We start from the raw sequence: 15,239 nt of genomic DNA on the forward strand, positions 1-15,239 counted from the left end.
TTTATTACAGGAGAAGACGGAAAAGATGTATTTGCACACTTTTCTCAAATCAATGTTGATGGATTCAAAACTTTAGAAGAAGGACAAAATGTAACCTTTGATATAGTTCAAGGTGCTAAAGGTCCTCAAGCTGAGAATATTATGGTCGTTCGTTAATACGCAATAAAAAGCCTTACATTTTAAAGTGTAAGGCTTTTTTTAAGTGCGCCCAGCATGGGCGCAATCTAATGGGTGGAAGTTTTAATGGTGGGAAGTATATAGCCAAGACCAAGAGCGTCCATTAGGGGACTCGTTAGGGACGCGACTTCCATAGGGCCATTATCAATGCATCTAGATACTCTAGACATACTTTGTGTCATTTCTGCTTGACCCAGTTTCTTCTTAAATGCCTTTGTAGTATACTGAACTTCTCGATCACTATGAAAGATAGGTTTTGTGTCAGGGTATTGACTATGGGCTATATCAAAGGTCTTGAATACAAGATCGTTATTATTAGATTTTCCTATGACAAAGGAGAAGATACTTTTATCGCCTAAATCTAAAATTGCACTCAAATATGCCTTACTGCTTATCTCATACTTCATTTCGACAATTGTTTTTGTTGCACTAATAGAATATAATTATATAAAAACAAGAAGGAAGTCGAATATGGATATTATAGTATGTATGAAATTAGTTCCAAACACCGCACACATGACCTTCAATCCTAAAACCATGCGTTTGGAGCGATATGGGATACTGTCTTTAATTAACCCGGCGGACATTGACGCACTAGAATGTGCATTGAATATGAAAAAAGACTATGGTGGCACTGTGACGATTTTGACGATGGGCATCGCAAGCGCATCAGAGTGTGTGGAAAAGGGCATTGCGGCTGGTGCGGACGAGGGCTATCTGATTACGGATTCTGCATTTTCTGGGTCTGATACATATGCCACGGCAATGGTTTTGTCGGCGGCAGTTCGTTGGTTGCAGCAGAAAAATGAGAAACGCTATGACTTGATTTTGTGTGGTAGTGTAACTGTAGACGGGGAAACCGGGCAGACTGGCGCAGAGCTAGCTGAACAGCTTAACTGGGCGCAAATCTCCTGTGCTAGTGATTTGCGTCAAATTGGAGATAAGCTGTGGGCAAAACAAGAAACCGAGGAAGAGACTCTCTGGTTGGAATCCGACCAACCTACTCTGGTCACGATAGAACCTAAATATGGGAAAGGACTGCGCCCGGTGGATATCGAAAAATTGCGCCAATTAGAGAAAGAGGGTGTGCCTAAGCTGACCCTGGAGGAGTTGGAGCCGTGGCTGGACTGCTCCGCTATTGGAGCTCACGGATCACCGACCAAGATTGCAAGATCTTATGTTCCATTTACCGACAGAAAGCAGATTGTGATAAGTTCTGGCAGTGATTCTGAAAAGGCGCAAGCACTATTGGAGCTTCTGAAACAGGAAAATTGTGAGGTGACCTATGAGTAATATCAGCGTATTTATGGAAGTTCACAATGGGCAGTTACGCAATGTAAGTCTTGAATTGCTGACAGCGGGACATCAACTGGCAGCAGATGCTCATGAGGAATTAGTAGCAGTGGTCGTAGGCAATCAGAATGATGCTGTAATCGAACAGTTAGTACAGTATCCCGTAGACCGTGTGGTATCTTTAGAGCATTTTTCCTATGAGAACTATGCAACAGAGTTCTACACAGATGCCCTCTACGCTTACATATGCCAATATCAGCCACAATGCGTTCTCTTTGGTGCGACTTTTTTGGCAAAAGATCTTGCTCCGCGCCTTGCTGCAAGGTGCAAAACTGGCTTAACGGCAGAATGTACCTCCGTCTCCTACGAGCAGGATACCGGGAAAATCCTGTGGTCAAGAGCCGGCTTTGGTGGCAAGATGATGGCGGATATTGTTTGTCCTGACCGCCTGCCCCAAATGGGAACCATTCGAGAGGGTGTATATAAAAAAATCAAAAAAGCAACAGGGCATTCGGCAAAGATTGTTCGTTGGGATATGGCGGAGAAAATTAAGCTGGAGCGAGTACGCCTACTGCAAAAAACCGCAAAAATTCTTTCCAAACAGCAGATTGCCGATGAACCTGAAATCGTAGTTGGTTTGGGCAGGGGTGTGCGAACCCTTGACAGAATAGATATGATGATGGATTTTGCCGATGCGCTGGATGCCGAACTTGGAGCATCCAGAGGCGCATGTGAACTCCGACTTCTACCCGAAAAATTTGTCATCGGACAGAATGGGCGCAACCTCCACCCGAAAATCTATATTGCCTGCGGTATCTCGGGAGCTGCACAGCACATGGCAGGTATCAGCGGTGCGGACTGTATCATTGCTATCAATTCCGATCCCAATGCACCAATTTTCAAAGTTGCTGATTATGGAATTTGCGGAGATTTGCATAGTATTATTCCAGCGTTTTTGAAGTTGATTTGATATTTAGCTTTACGACGACTCACCAAGGACGAGGAAAATTGGGTCACTTATCTATTGCTTTAGAATAATTGATTTTTAATGAGGCTATAAAATGGGAGCCAAAAATATAAAAAGATAAAGCTGCCTCTAACTTGTATGATTAGAGACAGCTTTATATGATGTTTTTCTGATGGTAAAACTATATATCTAACGAGTCTCTCGGTGAACCATTTGAAATATACCTCTTATTTCATACCAAGTACTACATTTGCAGCCTCTGCTACTGCATCTATCGCTCTTCTTACCTTATTTGCATCACCAATTACATGATATGAAATATTGTATTTATCACACAACTCTTTTTCAGAAGTTAAATCATTGCTTCGTGAACCGATTGCAAACACCACACTATCGGCTGGGATCGATGTTTGCTCACCGTTTACTTCAACAGTAATATCTGTATTTATAATTTCAATACATTTTGTATTTATGTGAATATCTACATTTTCAAACTCAGGCATGGTCATTATTCTTCTTGCACTACCAAGACCTGCTCCTACTTCTTCCAACATTTCAATTACAGTAACTTCTCGATTTCTGCTCTTTAGGTATTCAGATACCTCAAGCCCTACTAATCCACCACCAATAACAGCTACTTTACCTTCTGGAAGAATATATCCATTCAGAATATCATCAAACTTATATACGTTATGTCTATTATTTCCTGGGATATTAGGAATAATTGGAGATGCTCCAACTGCAAATATAATTTCATTAGGTTTGATTTCATTTAATAAATCTTCTGTTAATGTTGTATTACAACAAACTTTTACACCCACTCTTTGAATCTGTCTTGCTCTACTTTCAATGGCTGTAATAAACTCTGCCTTACGTGGTGCTTTTCCAGCCATAACAAACTGTCCACCAAGCATATTAGATTTTTCTATTAAGGTTACCTGCGCTCCCCTTTTGTATAATAGCTCTGCAGCTACGATACCTGCAATACCACCACCAACAATCAGCACCTTTTTCTTATCTAAGACTTCTTTCATTTCAAAATCTTTCTCTCGACATACCGCTGGATTCATTAAACATGTAATATGTTCTGGATTCAAAGTTGCTACAATATCATTACATCCTTGATTACAACCTACACATCGAACAATATCATCTACTCTGCCTTTTCTCACTTTATTACAAAAACAAGAATCTGCAAGCTGTGAACGACTCATAACAACCAGATCTGCTTTATCTCCAGATAAAATGGCCTCCGCCTGATCTGGATCGTTGATATGTCCAACTGCTATTGTAATCATACCTGTTTCTTTTCGGATTTTAGCTGCATTTTCTACGTTAAATCCTCTCGGCATATCAATTGGAGCACTTTCCAAATAACCACTTGTGAACGAGTTTCCTCTTGTTACATTAAGAACATCTACTCCATGGGCCTTTGCAAGTTTGCAAAATGCAATTGTATCCTCAATGGTCATTCCACTCTCTACCGAGTCATCTTTTGCAGCAATACGCATAAACAAAGGCATGGATTCAGGTATATTATTTCGAACTTCATCAATACACTCTAACAAGAATCTGGATCGGTTTTCAAAACTACCACCATATTCGTCTTCACGATTATTAAAAGCAGCACTTAAAAATACATGTCCACTATATCCATGTGATGCGTGGATTTCTATAGCATCAAATCCTGCTTCCACAGCTCTTTTTGCTGCTTCTCCATAACATTTCTGTACTTCGTGAATTTTCTCGACTGTAGCTGCTGGGAAAATCGCCTCACAAGGTTCTGCCCCAGAAAGCACACCTACATCAAGAGAAATTTCACTTGGGATGAAGCATTCTGCATTTGGGTCTAACATGGATGCAACCATGCCTCCCTGCCAAAACTGAATTCCAATTTTTCCTCCTGCTTCATGTACTGCATTTGTAAGTTCCTTTAATTTTGGCAGATATTTATCATCTCCAATAGAAATAAAGGATGCAGATGCGGATGGTTCATGAACAGAAGATGCCTCTAAAAAGTTAAGACATAAACCACCTTTTGCACGTGCGACATGATAGTCAATTAACTCCTGTGTTACATAGCGATTCTTTGCAAGCTTAGTTACCATACTCGACATGACAATTCGTCCGTTTAATTCTAGTTCTCTTAATTTAATTGGTGAAAAAATGTTTGAATATTGCATAAGCTCCTCCTATAATGTTATGATATTTATATTGTAGATTATTTAACTATAATGTAACACGATTTGTGTTTTTATAAAATTTACAATATATTGTTCTGTAACATATAGTTACATTTCGTTATATTGTAACTATGAAAAGGGGGCAGATTTAATGATAAAACGAACCAATACACAGGATCTTATTGTTGATTCCTTTCGAGAACTTCTAACAATAAATTCATTTAAGTCCATTTCAGTACAAGATATCTGCGATAACTGCTCTATTTCACGAATGACTTTTTATCGTCATTATCATGACAAATATGAATTGATGAATTGGATATACATTTCTGAAATGGAAGATATTATTCAAAATCGAACATTCTCTAATTGGGATCTTGTTCTTGATACCATGTTAGATATTATCTTGCGAAATTCCGAATACTTCTCTAAAGTAGTTAGCATCGATGGCCAAAATTCATTCGAGGATTTCCTGTTTCGTTATGGTTATGAATACGCGTTAGATTCAATAAAAATGAATAACGATGGTCAGACTTCCTTTATTCTGGATATGGCTGTACAATGTTATTGTTATGGAACAACATCAATGATAATTAATTGGATTAAAGATGGCTATAAAATATCACAAGACGATATGAAAGAAGCTTTAAAATCATGTATTCCTATCGCTTTAACAGGGTACATTTCCTGATTAATTATTTAAAAAAAGCAGGCTCATTGAGTATTGCGTACGAGGCAGACCACCATGTCACAAGGGCATGGGATTTTGAGTCAAGTTTTAAAGTTTTGCTATGGAGTAGCTAGTGGTGAAGTGGGTGTTAACCCTAGTGAGAGAATTGATTTATAAATCAACTAAAAATCTATAATTATATTGAGAACTACATAATGGTTTTAAAACTAAATAGTTTATAGGGGTGATATCATAACGTTAAAAGGAGTACTTATTTATATAAGCTATAATATTTAACATTAAGATATTTTTGCCAATGTATTATATAAGCCATTAAAAATTAAGAGGGTGTATGTATGAATGTAATAGAAATTAAGAATCTCACGAAAAGTTATGGCAAGTCTAGAGGAATCGTAGATGTCAGTTTTAATGTAGAAGAAGGGGAGATTTTTGGCTTTATAGGACCTAATGGGGCAGGTAAATCAACAACGATTAGAACTTTATTGTCTTTAATTTATCCTACTAGTGGAAGTGCAACAATATTTGGAAAAGATTGTATAAAATATGCACCTGAAATTGCTAAGGAAGTAGGGTATTTACCTTCTGAAGTATTTTATTATGACAAGATGAAGATTATTGACTTACTAAAATATTCGGCTAGTTTCTATAAAAAGGATTGCAGCAAAAGAATAAATGAATTGGCAGAAATAATGGATTTAGACTTGAATAAGAGGATTGACGATTTATCTTTTGGAACTAAAAAAAAGGTAGGTATTGTTCAGGGATTGCTCCATGAACCTAAGCTCATTATTCTAGATGAACCTACTAGTGGATTAGATCCCCTAATGCAGCAGAAATTCTTTGACCTCTTGCTAGAAGAGAACGAGAAAGGTGCGACGATTCTTTTGTCTTCCCATATTTTAAGCGAGGTACAAAGGTTATGCAATCGCGTGGCAATCATCAAAGATGGCAAAATTATCAGAATGGAAAAGATAAGTGATTTAACAGAACACAATTATAAGAAGTTTAAACTTGAATTGAAACAGGATATGAATAAAGATTATTTTCAAATTGTAGGTATAAACAATCTAGAGATAGAGAGCAAGAAGGTAAGCTTTCTATTTAAGGGCAATATTAACTTTATGATGAAGAGACTCGCCTATATAGAAATAACGAATATCTTAATCGAGGAGCCAAGCCTTGAAGAAATCTTTCTACACTATTACGAAAAGGAGGTTTGAGGAGAATGAATATCTTTTTTCATGAGTTTAAGGAATATTGGAAATCAATCCTCATTTGGTCCACTTCTATGACTCTCCTTGCTGTATTGTATATTTTTATTTTTAAAGGTCTCGGTGCAGAGATTGAAAGTTTTAAGGCTTTTCTCGATAATATGCCAGATGCAATAAAAAAGGGTTTCAATATATTAATTGACAGCATATCGACCCTTGAAGGATTTTACTCTTTTGTCTTTTCGTTTGTAACATTGTGTGGAGCCATTCAGGCTATGAATCTTGGCTTATCAATGTTGTCTAAAGAAGTTCGGGATAAGACTGCAGATTTTTTAATGACAAAACCAGTAAGTCGTGTGAGTATAATGACGTCTAAGCTGATGGCAGTTTTTTTTGCTTTGGTTCTTACAAATATCGTGTATATTAGTCTTACGATTTTAGCAGCCGTTGTTGTCGTAGGTGAGTTTGACATAAAAGTATTTTTTATGATTTCTCTGACCTTATTCTTTCTCCAATTGATTTTTATGGCCATAGGACTTGTAATCTCAGTTATGAATAGAAAGATAAAATCCGTAATTTCTGTATCTTTAAGTATGGTTTTTGGATTCTATGTAGTAGGTTCTCTTGGTTCTATTATCGGAGAAGAAAAAGTGAGGTATTTTTCACCATTTAGGTATTTTGATACAGCATATATTATCAAAAATGGTACATATGAAGCTGATTTTGTAGTCATTGGGCTACTCTTGTTCTTTGCTGCAACTGGAATTAGTTATTTAATTTATGTTAAAAAAGATATTCACGCAAATTGAGGAGGGGAATTCATGAACGTTTTTATAAGAGAATTAAAGTTTCATAGAAAATCACTTATCATGTGGAGTATTGCTATTTTCTTTATGATTGTCTCCTCCATTGGTAAATTTACAGCGTATGCAGAAACAGGGCAATCTATGAATGAGTTACTATCCCAAATCCCAAGTTCAATTAAAGCCGTGTTAGGGATGGGTAATTTTGACTTGACAAAACTGAGTGGATTTTATGGAATGTTATATCTGTATCTACTATTATTGGCTACAGTACATGCTTCTTTGCTTGGCGCCACCATCATTTCTAAAGAAGAAAGGGATAAGACAACGGAATTTTTAATGGTAAAACCGATCTCAAGAGTGGGCATCATTACAGCAAAAATTTTTGCTGCTTTATTTAATATTGTCGTATTCAACCTTATTACACTAATCTTTTCAATTACCTTAATGGGAAAATACGCTCAGGGAGAAAATATAACAAGTGAAATATGTGTATTAATGCTTGGCATGTTTATCTTACAGCTGATGTTCTTGTTCATAGGGACAGCAACAGCGGCTGTAAGCAGACGTCCAAAAAAAGCTGCTTCAGCTTCTACGACTGTTTTACTGATTTGTTTTATCATTTCGTCTGTAATCAATATGAATAGTAAACTTGAACCTTTAAAGTACATTACACCCTTCGAATATTTTAAGGCAGATAAGCTATTAAATGGAGGAGGATTTGAGCCCATATTTCTTTTTTTGTCTTTTGTAATCATAGCTGTGCTTATGTTTATAAGCTATGTATTTTATAAAAAAAGGGATTTGAATATTTAAATCTTGTTATAGATACAGCTAGTTAAATGAAAATTGCGAACAATTGCTGCACTATTGTTTAACCGTGTCTAACTATTGATTGACAACAAGGCATATGGGGACGGTGACCATTATCACCTAAAATATGGATAATGATTATTATACATATAATTAGGCGATGATATGAAAAAGCTTGAAATAGAATGCATAGGACAGATAACTGGAGAACAGAGGATAGTTTTTATTAAAAGCTTAAAAGCTTAAAAGCCAAGGGGATAACGAATCGTCAGATAATGAGTATTACAGGGCTACCTAAAAGTAAAGTAATTGGAATATAATGGACGAAAAAGTCACCGTACTCTTATGCCTGCTAATTTAGATCTTTGCATAAGATACATCGGTAAGAAGTATCAATCAGAAGAAATTATTTTTAATTAAAATTTTTTGGTATGGTCTTACAAATATATTAGAAGAGTGGATAGATAATAAAATTGATATGAATCCCGAAACACTGGTAAAGTATGTCTGTAAGTGTTTCCCAAGAGAATTAGAACCATATATTTTAAGGATTTATAATATAAGAAAATATTGAGTGCGGCTATTTGAATGTGTTTTCTTATAGGATATAATAATATGCAAGATTATTTTAAAATATTGTAATATATGGTAAAAATATAATAAGATAAAAATAATAGAAAATTGAGAACTGTCCCCAAAAAACATGTTTCTAATTACTTCATTGGGTTGAGTCATAATAATGGCTTTACGAGCTAAAGTAACTGCTAAATTATAGCATTACTCAGGTGTATCTGTTTTTAAGGTAGGTAGCCATTCTGACATACTATCTCACCTCCATAATCCATATTATGAAAAAATAGATGAGTTGTACTAGCTAATTAATATTAATGATATTTGTTCATTTTACATATGACATTCGTTTAATTCTAATGTAATATAAGTTTATAATATAATAAGAGATAAAGTTGATAAAAGGAGAATAGCATGAATAATAGGTATACAGATTTAAATTCAAATATTATAGATCAATGGGTAGGTCAGAATTGGGAATGGGGGGTACCGGTCTCTCATGAAACTTATGTAAAAGCATTGCAAGGGAATTGGGATGTGGTTCTTACACCCTTAAAACCAGTGCCTAAAGAGTGGTTTCCTAGTTTTGAGGATTGTAGGATCTTAGGACTTGCATCGGGAGGTGGACAGCAGATGCCGATTTTTTCAGCTTTGGGGGCTATGTGTACTGTTATGGATTATTCACAGAAACAGCTTGATAGTGAAGCAATGGTAGCTAATCGAGAGGGCTATTCAATTAATATGGTAAAAGGGGATATGACGGAGAGGTTTCCTTTTGAAGATGAGTCCTTTGACATGATATTCCATCCAGTGTCCAACTGTTATATTGAAGATGTTTACCATGTATGGAATGAATGCTATCGAGTATTAAAAAAAGGAGGGTTATTAATCGCAGGAATGGATAATGGCATGAACTATATATTCGATGATGAAGAAACAACATTAACTAATAAACTCCCATTTAATCCTCTTAAAAATAGGGAACTATATAATATATGCATAAATAACGATTATGGCATACAATTTTCTCATACCATTGAAGAACAAATTGGAGGTCAGTTAAAAGCAGGATTTCAAATAACTGATTTATACGAAGATACAAACGGAGATGGGAAATTACACGAGTACAATGTCCCTACTTATATGGCAACAAGAGCAATAAAAAAGGGAAACGACTAGGTATTTGCGGAATGAAGTAAATACTGTTGTAAATATATAGGAAACTCATAATTAAAGAATTTTCTGACCAATAAGGGATATGTAATTATGTATAAGAATTACTGTAAAATTAATTCTGGATCGATAAGAGAAACAGTTCAAAAAATGACTCACTATCTTTGCAACATAGTGAGTCAAAAATGATAATCAACAAGCTGTTTTTGTACTGTAACAATCTTAACAAATCAGATTTAGTGTACTATTTTAAAGTCGTAATATCTGCTAGGAAAAACGGAACGATCTTATAGAGATCATCTGGATTCAACTCTACCTGATACCCAATTCTACCACCGCTAAAGATAATTGTTTTGTGCCCTGCGGCGCTTTCATCTATTACGGTAACAAATCGCTTTTTCATACCTATAGGTGAACACCCACCGTGAATATATCCTGTAAGTGGTAGCAAGTCTTTTGTTTTTATCATTTCAACGGATTTCTCATTAACTGCTTTTGCTGCTTTTCTTAAATCCAGCTCTTTAGTTACAGGAACAACAAAAACATAATGCTGGCTAGATTTTCCAACTGTAACAAGTGTTTTGAATACCTGTTCAGGGTTTTGATTTAGCGCGAAAGCCACATCAAGGCCACTTACAGCACCAGTATCATTATAGTAATGGTGTTGATAAGGAATCTTTCCCTGCTCTAATAATCTCATAACATTGGTTTTTGAATCTATTGTTTTCTCTTTCTTTTTACTCAATTGAATCACCTTGCTTTAAATTTCTCTATATCATTTTATAGAATTATTAATATTTAAAATCTGAAGTTCTTTTGCTAATATCATACCATAAAACCTTTTTATCGTCAGAGATGTGCAAGGATATTATAAAGATATTGTAATTTATTATGGAATATATGATAAGATGAAAATAATTAAAAGTTGAGAACGGTCCCTTATGGGTGTACAAAATGTATTGCTTGCTTGAAAAAACAGTGAAGATAAGGGAAAGTGTCTTGTTGTGAAAGATATTAATATTTAGGAGGGAAAGGTTATTAATAATATTGCCAATATTATAACATTTTTACGAATTGTGTTTGCAGTTGTAATGGTCTTAATGAAGCCCTTTTCTCCAATATTTTGGTTATGCTATCTTGGAGGCGGTTTAAGTGATATGCTTGATGGATTTATTGCTAGAAATTTGAAACTGCAATCGAACTTTGGAGCTAAACTGGATAGCATTGCAGATTTGATTTTTGCAATGGCTATTTTTATTGTAATCACAATCAATATAAATTTACCTATATGGATATGGGTATGCGTAATTCTGGTGGCAGTAATAAGGATTGTAAGTTATTGTATTGGTTTCTATAAATATCATACCTTTTCTTCCTTACATACATACTTAAATAAAATAACAGGGGCATTAATATTTATGTTTCCGCTTCTTTATGTCATTTTTTCAATAGAGTTCATTGGAGCTATTATATGTGTAGTCGCATTCGTGTCATCATTTGAAGAATTATTGCTGACGGTGAAATCCAAAGAATTAAACCGAGATATCAAAGGCGTTTTCTGCCTCTAATCTGTTTTTGTAGAGCAAATTAGCATTTTAGGGTGGAGTTAAAAAGGTGGACTTCCCATTTGTTGGTGGACATGAAATAATTGGTACAATTGTTGCGCTAGGTGACAAAATAGATAAGCGTATCTGGAAAATTGGCGATAAAGTAGCTATTGGAGCAAATCTGTCTTGTAAGAGCTGTTATCAATGTAAAAGTGGGAACGAGCAAAACTGTGAATACTTTAACCACACTCAGGATATTGATGGCATACTCTATAAGGGGATGGGTGGGTTCGAGTCTCACATTGTTGCCCATCCTAATATTATGTTTAAATACAATCAAATCACTCCAGAAGAAGCAACCTTAACGGAGCCACTTTCTTGTGTTACCATAGTGTGGATACGGCAGGTATCAAATTAGGAGAAATGGTTTTGGTAATTGGTTGCGGTACAATGGGATTATTGCACACAATGCTTTCTGTTAAAAAGGGGGCTTCTGTAATTGTTTCTGATATGAATGAGGAGAGACTTAAATTAGCGCAAAAGCTAGGTGCTAAATATATTATAAATCCTTCTAAAGAAGATTTAGAACAACGTATAATGGAAATCACTGATGGTAAAAAAGTACAAGTGATTTTTGATACAACCCCTGTTGCAGAAGTGGTAGAAGATGCGTGCAAAGTCTTAAGCAATAATGGAAGGCTCGTTCTCTATAGTTCATTTTATCCTGATAAGCCTGTTACATTTAGCCCAGACTGGATACATAAAAGTGGAGTAAAAATCATGGGAACTGCTAATTCTAATACACAAGACTTTGTAAAGGCAACATCTATGCTTTCTGAAGGCATAATCAATATAAAAGATTTAATAAGCGAAGTGTATCCAGTAGACCAAGCTAAACAAGCATTGGAATCTGCAGCAAAAGGAGATAAATTCCGCGTTATAATAACATTCTAAAAAGAGAGAAATTGTATGGAAGATGAAAAAAGACGACCTCTGTATTTTCAAGTAAAGGAAAAAATATTAAAAGAGCTAGAACACTCACCATATTATTCGCCTTTACCTGGAGAAAGAGAATTATGTGAAACCTATAATGTTAGTAGACCAACAGTGCGTAAAGCGTTAAAAGAACTAGAAGACGACAATATGATAGTTACTCTACGTGGAAAGGGTTCATTTTATTTAGGAAATCGAATCTATACGGATAGAAGTGGACATGATGGTATAACGTTTTATAAATCTGTTAAATCATCCGGTCAATATACGAAGAGCAAAGTTCTCGTCCAAAACGTTGAACCTGCCTCTAAAGAGATTTCAAAAAAGTTACAGATTGAAGAGGAAAGTTCAGTGTTTCATCTAGAGCGGTTAAGGTATATAGGTGAAGAATTGTATTCCCTAACAGACTCTTATATTTCATATGATCTTTGCTCAGAATTATTGCAATACGAGTATTCTTATAGATCACTACATGCAACACTTGAACAATACGGCATTAAAATTATCAGAGCAAAAAAAGTATTAGAAATTAAACCTGCTTCTTTTTATGAAGCAATGCACCTTCAAATATCAGAGGGCAATCCTATTTCAGTAATGGAAACTATAAGCTATGATGAAAAAGATCAAGTAATTGAAGTAGCTATTTCTAAATCCTTAGCTTATAAGACACGTTATGAAATGGAAGTATATAATTAGTATTGTATATATTAATGCAAGGCTATAAAATAATAGCCTTGCATTTTTGCTTTGAGTTAATCTTTTTTTTATTCGTAAGACTGTACATCTAAAAAGATTATTGAAACCATAGCAAGTTCGTTAGGTGGAATGGTGATACCAAACTGTTGGCTGACTGGTGTAAGATTCCGTTCAATTGATTGATAGATCTCCTTGTTAGACTCTATAATTTTCTTTGTGCTTTTAAAAATCAGGGCTTCGTTTTTAACAACTCTTTCAATCATGAAAGAACAGTGATGAAGAAAGCGTATTGTAATCTCGTCTGAATAATCCATTTGTAATTCTCTATATATATTTGCTAAAGCAGATGTTAAAGCTCTGCTAGCTTTGTTCACATCTAAAAAAAGCAAGTTCTGGGATAAAACTTTTTGAGAAAATTCAAAAAGGAAATAATTTGAAAATCCTACTAAATTAGCAGAGTCGTTCATAGAGTCATGAAGGAAAAGTGTGGTGATATCCTTAAAATCGTCAATACTGCTTTCTTTCTTCTCAGCAATTTCTACTACATGAAGGACGGAGTTTAGCGATACTGGAGTAATGGATACGCATGGGATTCCCGTTTCTTCAAAAATATAATGATTTAAGTCCACCATTTGGTTTAAATCACTTATTATAACGACCCCTTTTCCCTGGTTTACTTGTTGAACCGTCCTTATTATGTATTGCAAAAATCTGCTGAAGTCTGAAGACTGAAATTCTTTTGTATAATTTAAGGCGTGTATACTTACTTTAAAGTTTAAGGACTTAATATAACGAACATAGCTATCTGCGATGTCTTCGCCACTACTAATGACAATGATGGGAATGGTACCCTCCTCTATATATGTTTGAGCAATCGATAGGTATGTATTAATGTATTTGCGCTCAATAGAGGGGAAGGTGATTTTAAATTTTTTTCTAATGCAGAGGCAATTTTTTGTCCAAGGATAATAATTGAAGGTGCAATAAACTGATGGTCGTCAATGTATTGCTGTCTATACACACCCTTTTGTATATCGCTAATAGAATTTTTTAAGTGTACATAGAAAGGGTAAAGGATTTTATCGTTAAGATTCACATCGCCTTGCTCTATTAATGGAAAAGCGCATTCGTATATTGAATTCACTTGTATGGACTTCATAGTAGTCAACCTAGTGGTTTCGTATTTCTTGATTTCCTTTTTACAAAAAGAAGAAAGAGGGATCGGTATGTTTTTATCATCAGACACTTTTCCTTCATCATTCACTACAGATGAGTGCAATTTATTAAGGCTTTCACAAGTGATATTTGGGATAAAATATAAATTAAATGGCTCAATGATACTACAAATATTTTCAAAATCCTCCAAGCGATTGTTTATTCCAGTAATACTGTTTAATACTTTGTCTGACAAGTCCTGCAGATTTAACTCTATTGTAGGTTTTCTTTTAGTAATGTAGTCGTAATAAGCATTCGAAATTGTATAGCGGATTTCATTTTGAAGGTCAATTAAGTTGTCTCCATATTTTGCCATAGTTAAACAATGTTTGTGAGGGACGGCAGAATGTGTGAAAACGACCACTTTTACACCTTGAATATTGAAAATATAGTATAATGTACATATAAAAGTCTAAAATTGAGGTGTAGTTATGTCAAGATATATCGATACAGAATTTAATAGAAATCAAGTTGGCTTCATACCAGAATCTTATGATGATAAGATAGCTGATGATAACCCTGTTAGAGTAATTGATGCATTAATCGATAGTCTAGACATGGAAAAGCTAGGCTTTACATACGCTACACCTAAAAAGACCGGAAGAAAGCCATATAATCCTAAGGATATGTGCAGTGGTCATTAAAGAATTTAAAGCCAGATTTTAAGACGATTGCAGATTTTCGAAAAGACAACAAACAAAGCCTAACAAATCTGTTTAAGCAATTTTAACTGTTCTAGCGGACAAAGGATACTATACTGGTGCAGATTTAGAAAAATGCGAACAGGAGCATCTGGAAACGATCGTGCCAAGACAAAAAATGCCTAGTCATAATGGGAATGAAGCTTACTCAAAAGATAAATTTATATATAATAAAGAAAATAATACTTACACTTGTCCTCAAGGTT

Annotated in this window: 17 protein-coding genes and 1 pseudogene; 13 read left to right on the forward strand and 5 right to left on the reverse strand. The window is 35.0% G+C overall.

Annotated features, from left to right (window positions below):
- Window positions 1-156 (forward strand): cold shock domain-containing protein (locus tag DES36_RS14110; RefSeq protein ID WP_146953665.1); only part of this gene is annotated, 156 nt, incomplete at its 5' end.
- A gap of 149 nt (window positions 157-305) precedes the next feature.
- Here DES36_RS14110 and DES36_RS14115 read toward each other — a convergent pair.
- Window positions 306-593: pseudogene (locus tag DES36_RS14115) on the reverse strand (DDE-type integrase/transposase/recombinase); the annotation flags it as partial.
- Between the two features lie 55 nt (window positions 594-648).
- Between DES36_RS14115 and DES36_RS14120 the strand changes: the two are divergent.
- Together DES36_RS14120 and DES36_RS14125 are read left to right on the forward strand one after the other, a co-directional pair.
- Entirely contained in the window at window positions 649-1,470 is an 822-nt protein-coding gene (locus DES36_RS14120; RefSeq protein ID WP_170128338.1) for an electron transfer flavoprotein subunit beta/FixA family protein, read from the forward strand.
- Window positions 1,463-2,440, forward strand: coding sequence for an electron transfer flavoprotein subunit alpha/FixB family protein (locus DES36_RS14125; protein WP_113921855.1), 978 nt, complete (start codon window positions 1,463-1,465; stop codon window positions 2,438-2,440). The genes DES36_RS14120 and DES36_RS14125 overlap by 8 nt, the downstream gene beginning before the upstream one ends.
- A gap of 224 nt (window positions 2,441-2,664) precedes the next feature.
- Here the strand turns inward: DES36_RS14125 and baiCD are convergent, their stop codons facing one another.
- Window positions 2,665-4,620 carry a bile acid Fe-S flavoenzyme BaiCD gene (gene baiCD, locus DES36_RS14130; RefSeq protein WP_113921856.1) on the reverse strand — a complete coding sequence of 652 codons (1,956 nt, stop codon included), beginning with the start codon at window positions 4,618-4,620 and terminating at the stop codon, window positions 2,665-2,667.
- Window positions 4,621-4,771: 151 nt separating this feature from the next.
- Here baiCD and DES36_RS14135 point away from each other — a divergent pair, with 151 nt between their 5' ends.
- From DES36_RS14135 to DES36_RS14155, 5 genes are all read left to right on the forward strand, one after another.
- Window positions 4,772-5,311: a TetR/AcrR family transcriptional regulator C-terminal domain-containing protein gene (locus DES36_RS14135; RefSeq protein ID WP_113921857.1), complete on the forward strand. Its 540-nt coding sequence runs from the start codon at window positions 4,772-4,774 to the stop codon at window positions 5,309-5,311.
- A gap of 335 nt (window positions 5,312-5,646) precedes the next feature.
- A complete protein-coding gene (locus DES36_RS14140) occupies window positions 5,647-6,531 on the forward strand; it encodes an ABC transporter ATP-binding protein (protein ID WP_113921858.1) in 885 nt (294 codons plus the stop codon).
- Window positions 6,532-6,536: 5 nt separating this feature from the next.
- Window positions 6,537-7,331: an ABC transporter permease subunit gene (locus DES36_RS14145; RefSeq protein WP_113921859.1), complete on the forward strand. Its 795-nt coding sequence runs from the start codon at window positions 6,537-6,539 to the stop codon at window positions 7,329-7,331.
- A 12-nt stretch (window positions 7,332-7,343) separates the two neighbouring features.
- Complete coding sequence (locus DES36_RS14150; protein WP_113921860.1) at window positions 7,344-8,141, forward strand: ABC transporter permease subunit; 798 nt, start codon at window positions 7,344-7,346, stop codon at window positions 8,139-8,141.
- A gap of 981 nt (window positions 8,142-9,122) precedes the next feature.
- The gene (locus tag DES36_RS14155; protein ID WP_113921861.1) at window positions 9,123-9,887 is read left to right on the forward strand and encodes a class I SAM-dependent methyltransferase; all 765 of its coding nucleotides are present in this window, start codon (window positions 9,123-9,125) and stop codon (window positions 9,885-9,887) included.
- A gap of 238 nt (window positions 9,888-10,125) precedes the next feature.
- On the opposite strand, the gene ybaK is transcribed toward DES36_RS14155, so the two are convergent.
- Window positions 10,126-10,581 carry a Cys-tRNA(Pro) deacylase gene (gene ybaK, locus DES36_RS14160; RefSeq protein ID WP_423230770.1) on the reverse strand — a complete coding sequence of 152 codons (456 nt, stop codon included), beginning with the start codon at window positions 10,579-10,581 and terminating at the stop codon, window positions 10,126-10,128.
- Window positions 10,582-10,936: 355 nt separating this feature from the next.
- Here ybaK and DES36_RS14165 point away from each other — a divergent pair, with 355 nt between their 5' ends.
- From DES36_RS14165 to DES36_RS14175, 4 genes are read left to right on the forward strand one after another with little or no spacing between them, the layout of a single operon-like run.
- The gene (locus DES36_RS14165; protein WP_278278708.1) at window positions 10,937-11,449 is read left to right on the forward strand and encodes a CDP-alcohol phosphatidyltransferase family protein; all 513 of its coding nucleotides are present in this window, start codon (window positions 10,937-10,939) and stop codon (window positions 11,447-11,449) included.
- A gap of 46 nt (window positions 11,450-11,495) precedes the next feature.
- Window positions 11,496-11,846: an alcohol dehydrogenase catalytic domain-containing protein gene (locus DES36_RS15235; RefSeq protein WP_242981784.1), complete on the forward strand. Its 351-nt coding sequence runs from the start codon at window positions 11,496-11,498 to the stop codon at window positions 11,844-11,846.
- A complete protein-coding gene (locus DES36_RS15240) occupies window positions 11,807-12,382 on the forward strand; it encodes a zinc-dependent alcohol dehydrogenase (protein ID WP_242981785.1) in 576 nt (191 codons plus the stop codon). Before DES36_RS15235 ends, DES36_RS15240 begins: the two co-directional genes overlap by 40 nt.
- A 15-nt stretch (window positions 12,383-12,397) precedes the next feature.
- A complete protein-coding gene (locus tag DES36_RS14175; RefSeq protein ID WP_113921863.1) occupies window positions 12,398-13,117 on the forward strand; it encodes a GntR family transcriptional regulator in 720 nt (239 codons plus the stop codon).
- A 68-nt stretch (window positions 13,118-13,185) separates the two neighbouring features.
- Here DES36_RS14175 and DES36_RS14180 read toward each other — a convergent pair whose 3' ends face one another.
- Window positions 13,186-13,749 (reverse strand): PRD domain-containing protein, encoded by a 564-nt coding sequence (locus tag DES36_RS14180; RefSeq protein WP_113921864.1) that lies wholly within the window; start codon window positions 13,747-13,749, stop codon window positions 13,186-13,188.
- A gap of 224 nt (window positions 13,750-13,973) precedes the next feature.
- Window positions 13,974-14,648 (reverse strand): hypothetical protein, encoded by a 675-nt coding sequence (locus DES36_RS14185; protein WP_148581902.1) that lies wholly within the window; start codon window positions 14,646-14,648, stop codon window positions 13,974-13,976.
- A 115-nt stretch (window positions 14,649-14,763) separates the two neighbouring features.
- Here DES36_RS14185 and DES36_RS14190 point away from each other — a divergent pair, with 115 nt between their 5' ends.
- Entirely contained in the window at window positions 14,764-14,976 is a 213-nt protein-coding gene (locus DES36_RS14190) for a transposase (protein WP_113921866.1), read from the forward strand.
- Window positions 14,977-15,239: the final 263 nt, after the last annotated feature.

Origin of the sequence: Alkalibaculum bacchi, from assembly GCF_003317055.1 — a bacterium.
Classification (GTDB): Bacteria; Bacillota; Clostridia; order Eubacteriales; family Alkalibacteraceae; genus Alkalibaculum; species Alkalibaculum bacchi.

Excerpts from the sequence above, each read along its gene's own strand:
- DES36_RS14120 (WP_170128338.1), top strand. The coding sequence starts at position 649 with ATGGATATTATAGTATGTATGAAATTAGTTCCAAACACCGCACACATG.
- DES36_RS14125 (WP_113921855.1), top strand. The coding sequence starts at position 1,463 with ATGAGTAATATCAGCGTATTTATGGAAGTTCACAATGGGCAGTTACGC.
- baiCD (WP_113921856.1), bottom strand. The coding sequence starts at position 4,620 with ATGCAATATTCAAACATTTTTTCACCAATTAAATTAAGAGAACTAGAA.
- DES36_RS14135 (WP_113921857.1), top strand. The coding sequence starts at position 4,772 with ATGATAAAACGAACCAATACACAGGATCTTATTGTTGATTCCTTTCGA.
- DES36_RS14140 (WP_113921858.1), top strand. The coding sequence starts at position 5,647 with ATGAATGTAATAGAAATTAAGAATCTCACGAAAAGTTATGGCAAGTCT.
- DES36_RS14145 (WP_113921859.1), top strand. The coding sequence starts at position 6,537 with ATGAATATCTTTTTTCATGAGTTTAAGGAATATTGGAAATCAATCCTC.
- DES36_RS14150 (WP_113921860.1), top strand. The coding sequence starts at position 7,344 with ATGAACGTTTTTATAAGAGAATTAAAGTTTCATAGAAAATCACTTATC.
- DES36_RS14155 (WP_113921861.1), top strand. The coding sequence starts at position 9,123 with ATGAATAATAGGTATACAGATTTAAATTCAAATATTATAGATCAATGG.
- ybaK (WP_423230770.1), bottom strand. The coding sequence starts at position 10,581 with ATGAGATTATTAGAGCAGGGAAAGATTCCTTATCAACACCATTACTAT.
- DES36_RS14175 (WP_113921863.1), top strand. The coding sequence starts at position 12,398 with ATGGAAGATGAAAAAAGACGACCTCTGTATTTTCAAGTAAAGGAAAAA.
- DES36_RS14180 (WP_113921864.1), bottom strand. The coding sequence starts at position 13,749 with ATGGTGGACTTAAATCATTATATTTTTGAAGAAACGGGAATCCCATGC.
- DES36_RS14185 (WP_148581902.1), bottom strand. The coding sequence starts at position 14,648 with ATGGCAAAATATGGAGACAACTTAATTGACCTTCAAAATGAAATCCGC.
- DES36_RS14190 (WP_113921866.1), top strand. The coding sequence starts at position 14,764 with ATGTCAAGATATATCGATACAGAATTTAATAGAAATCAAGTTGGCTTC.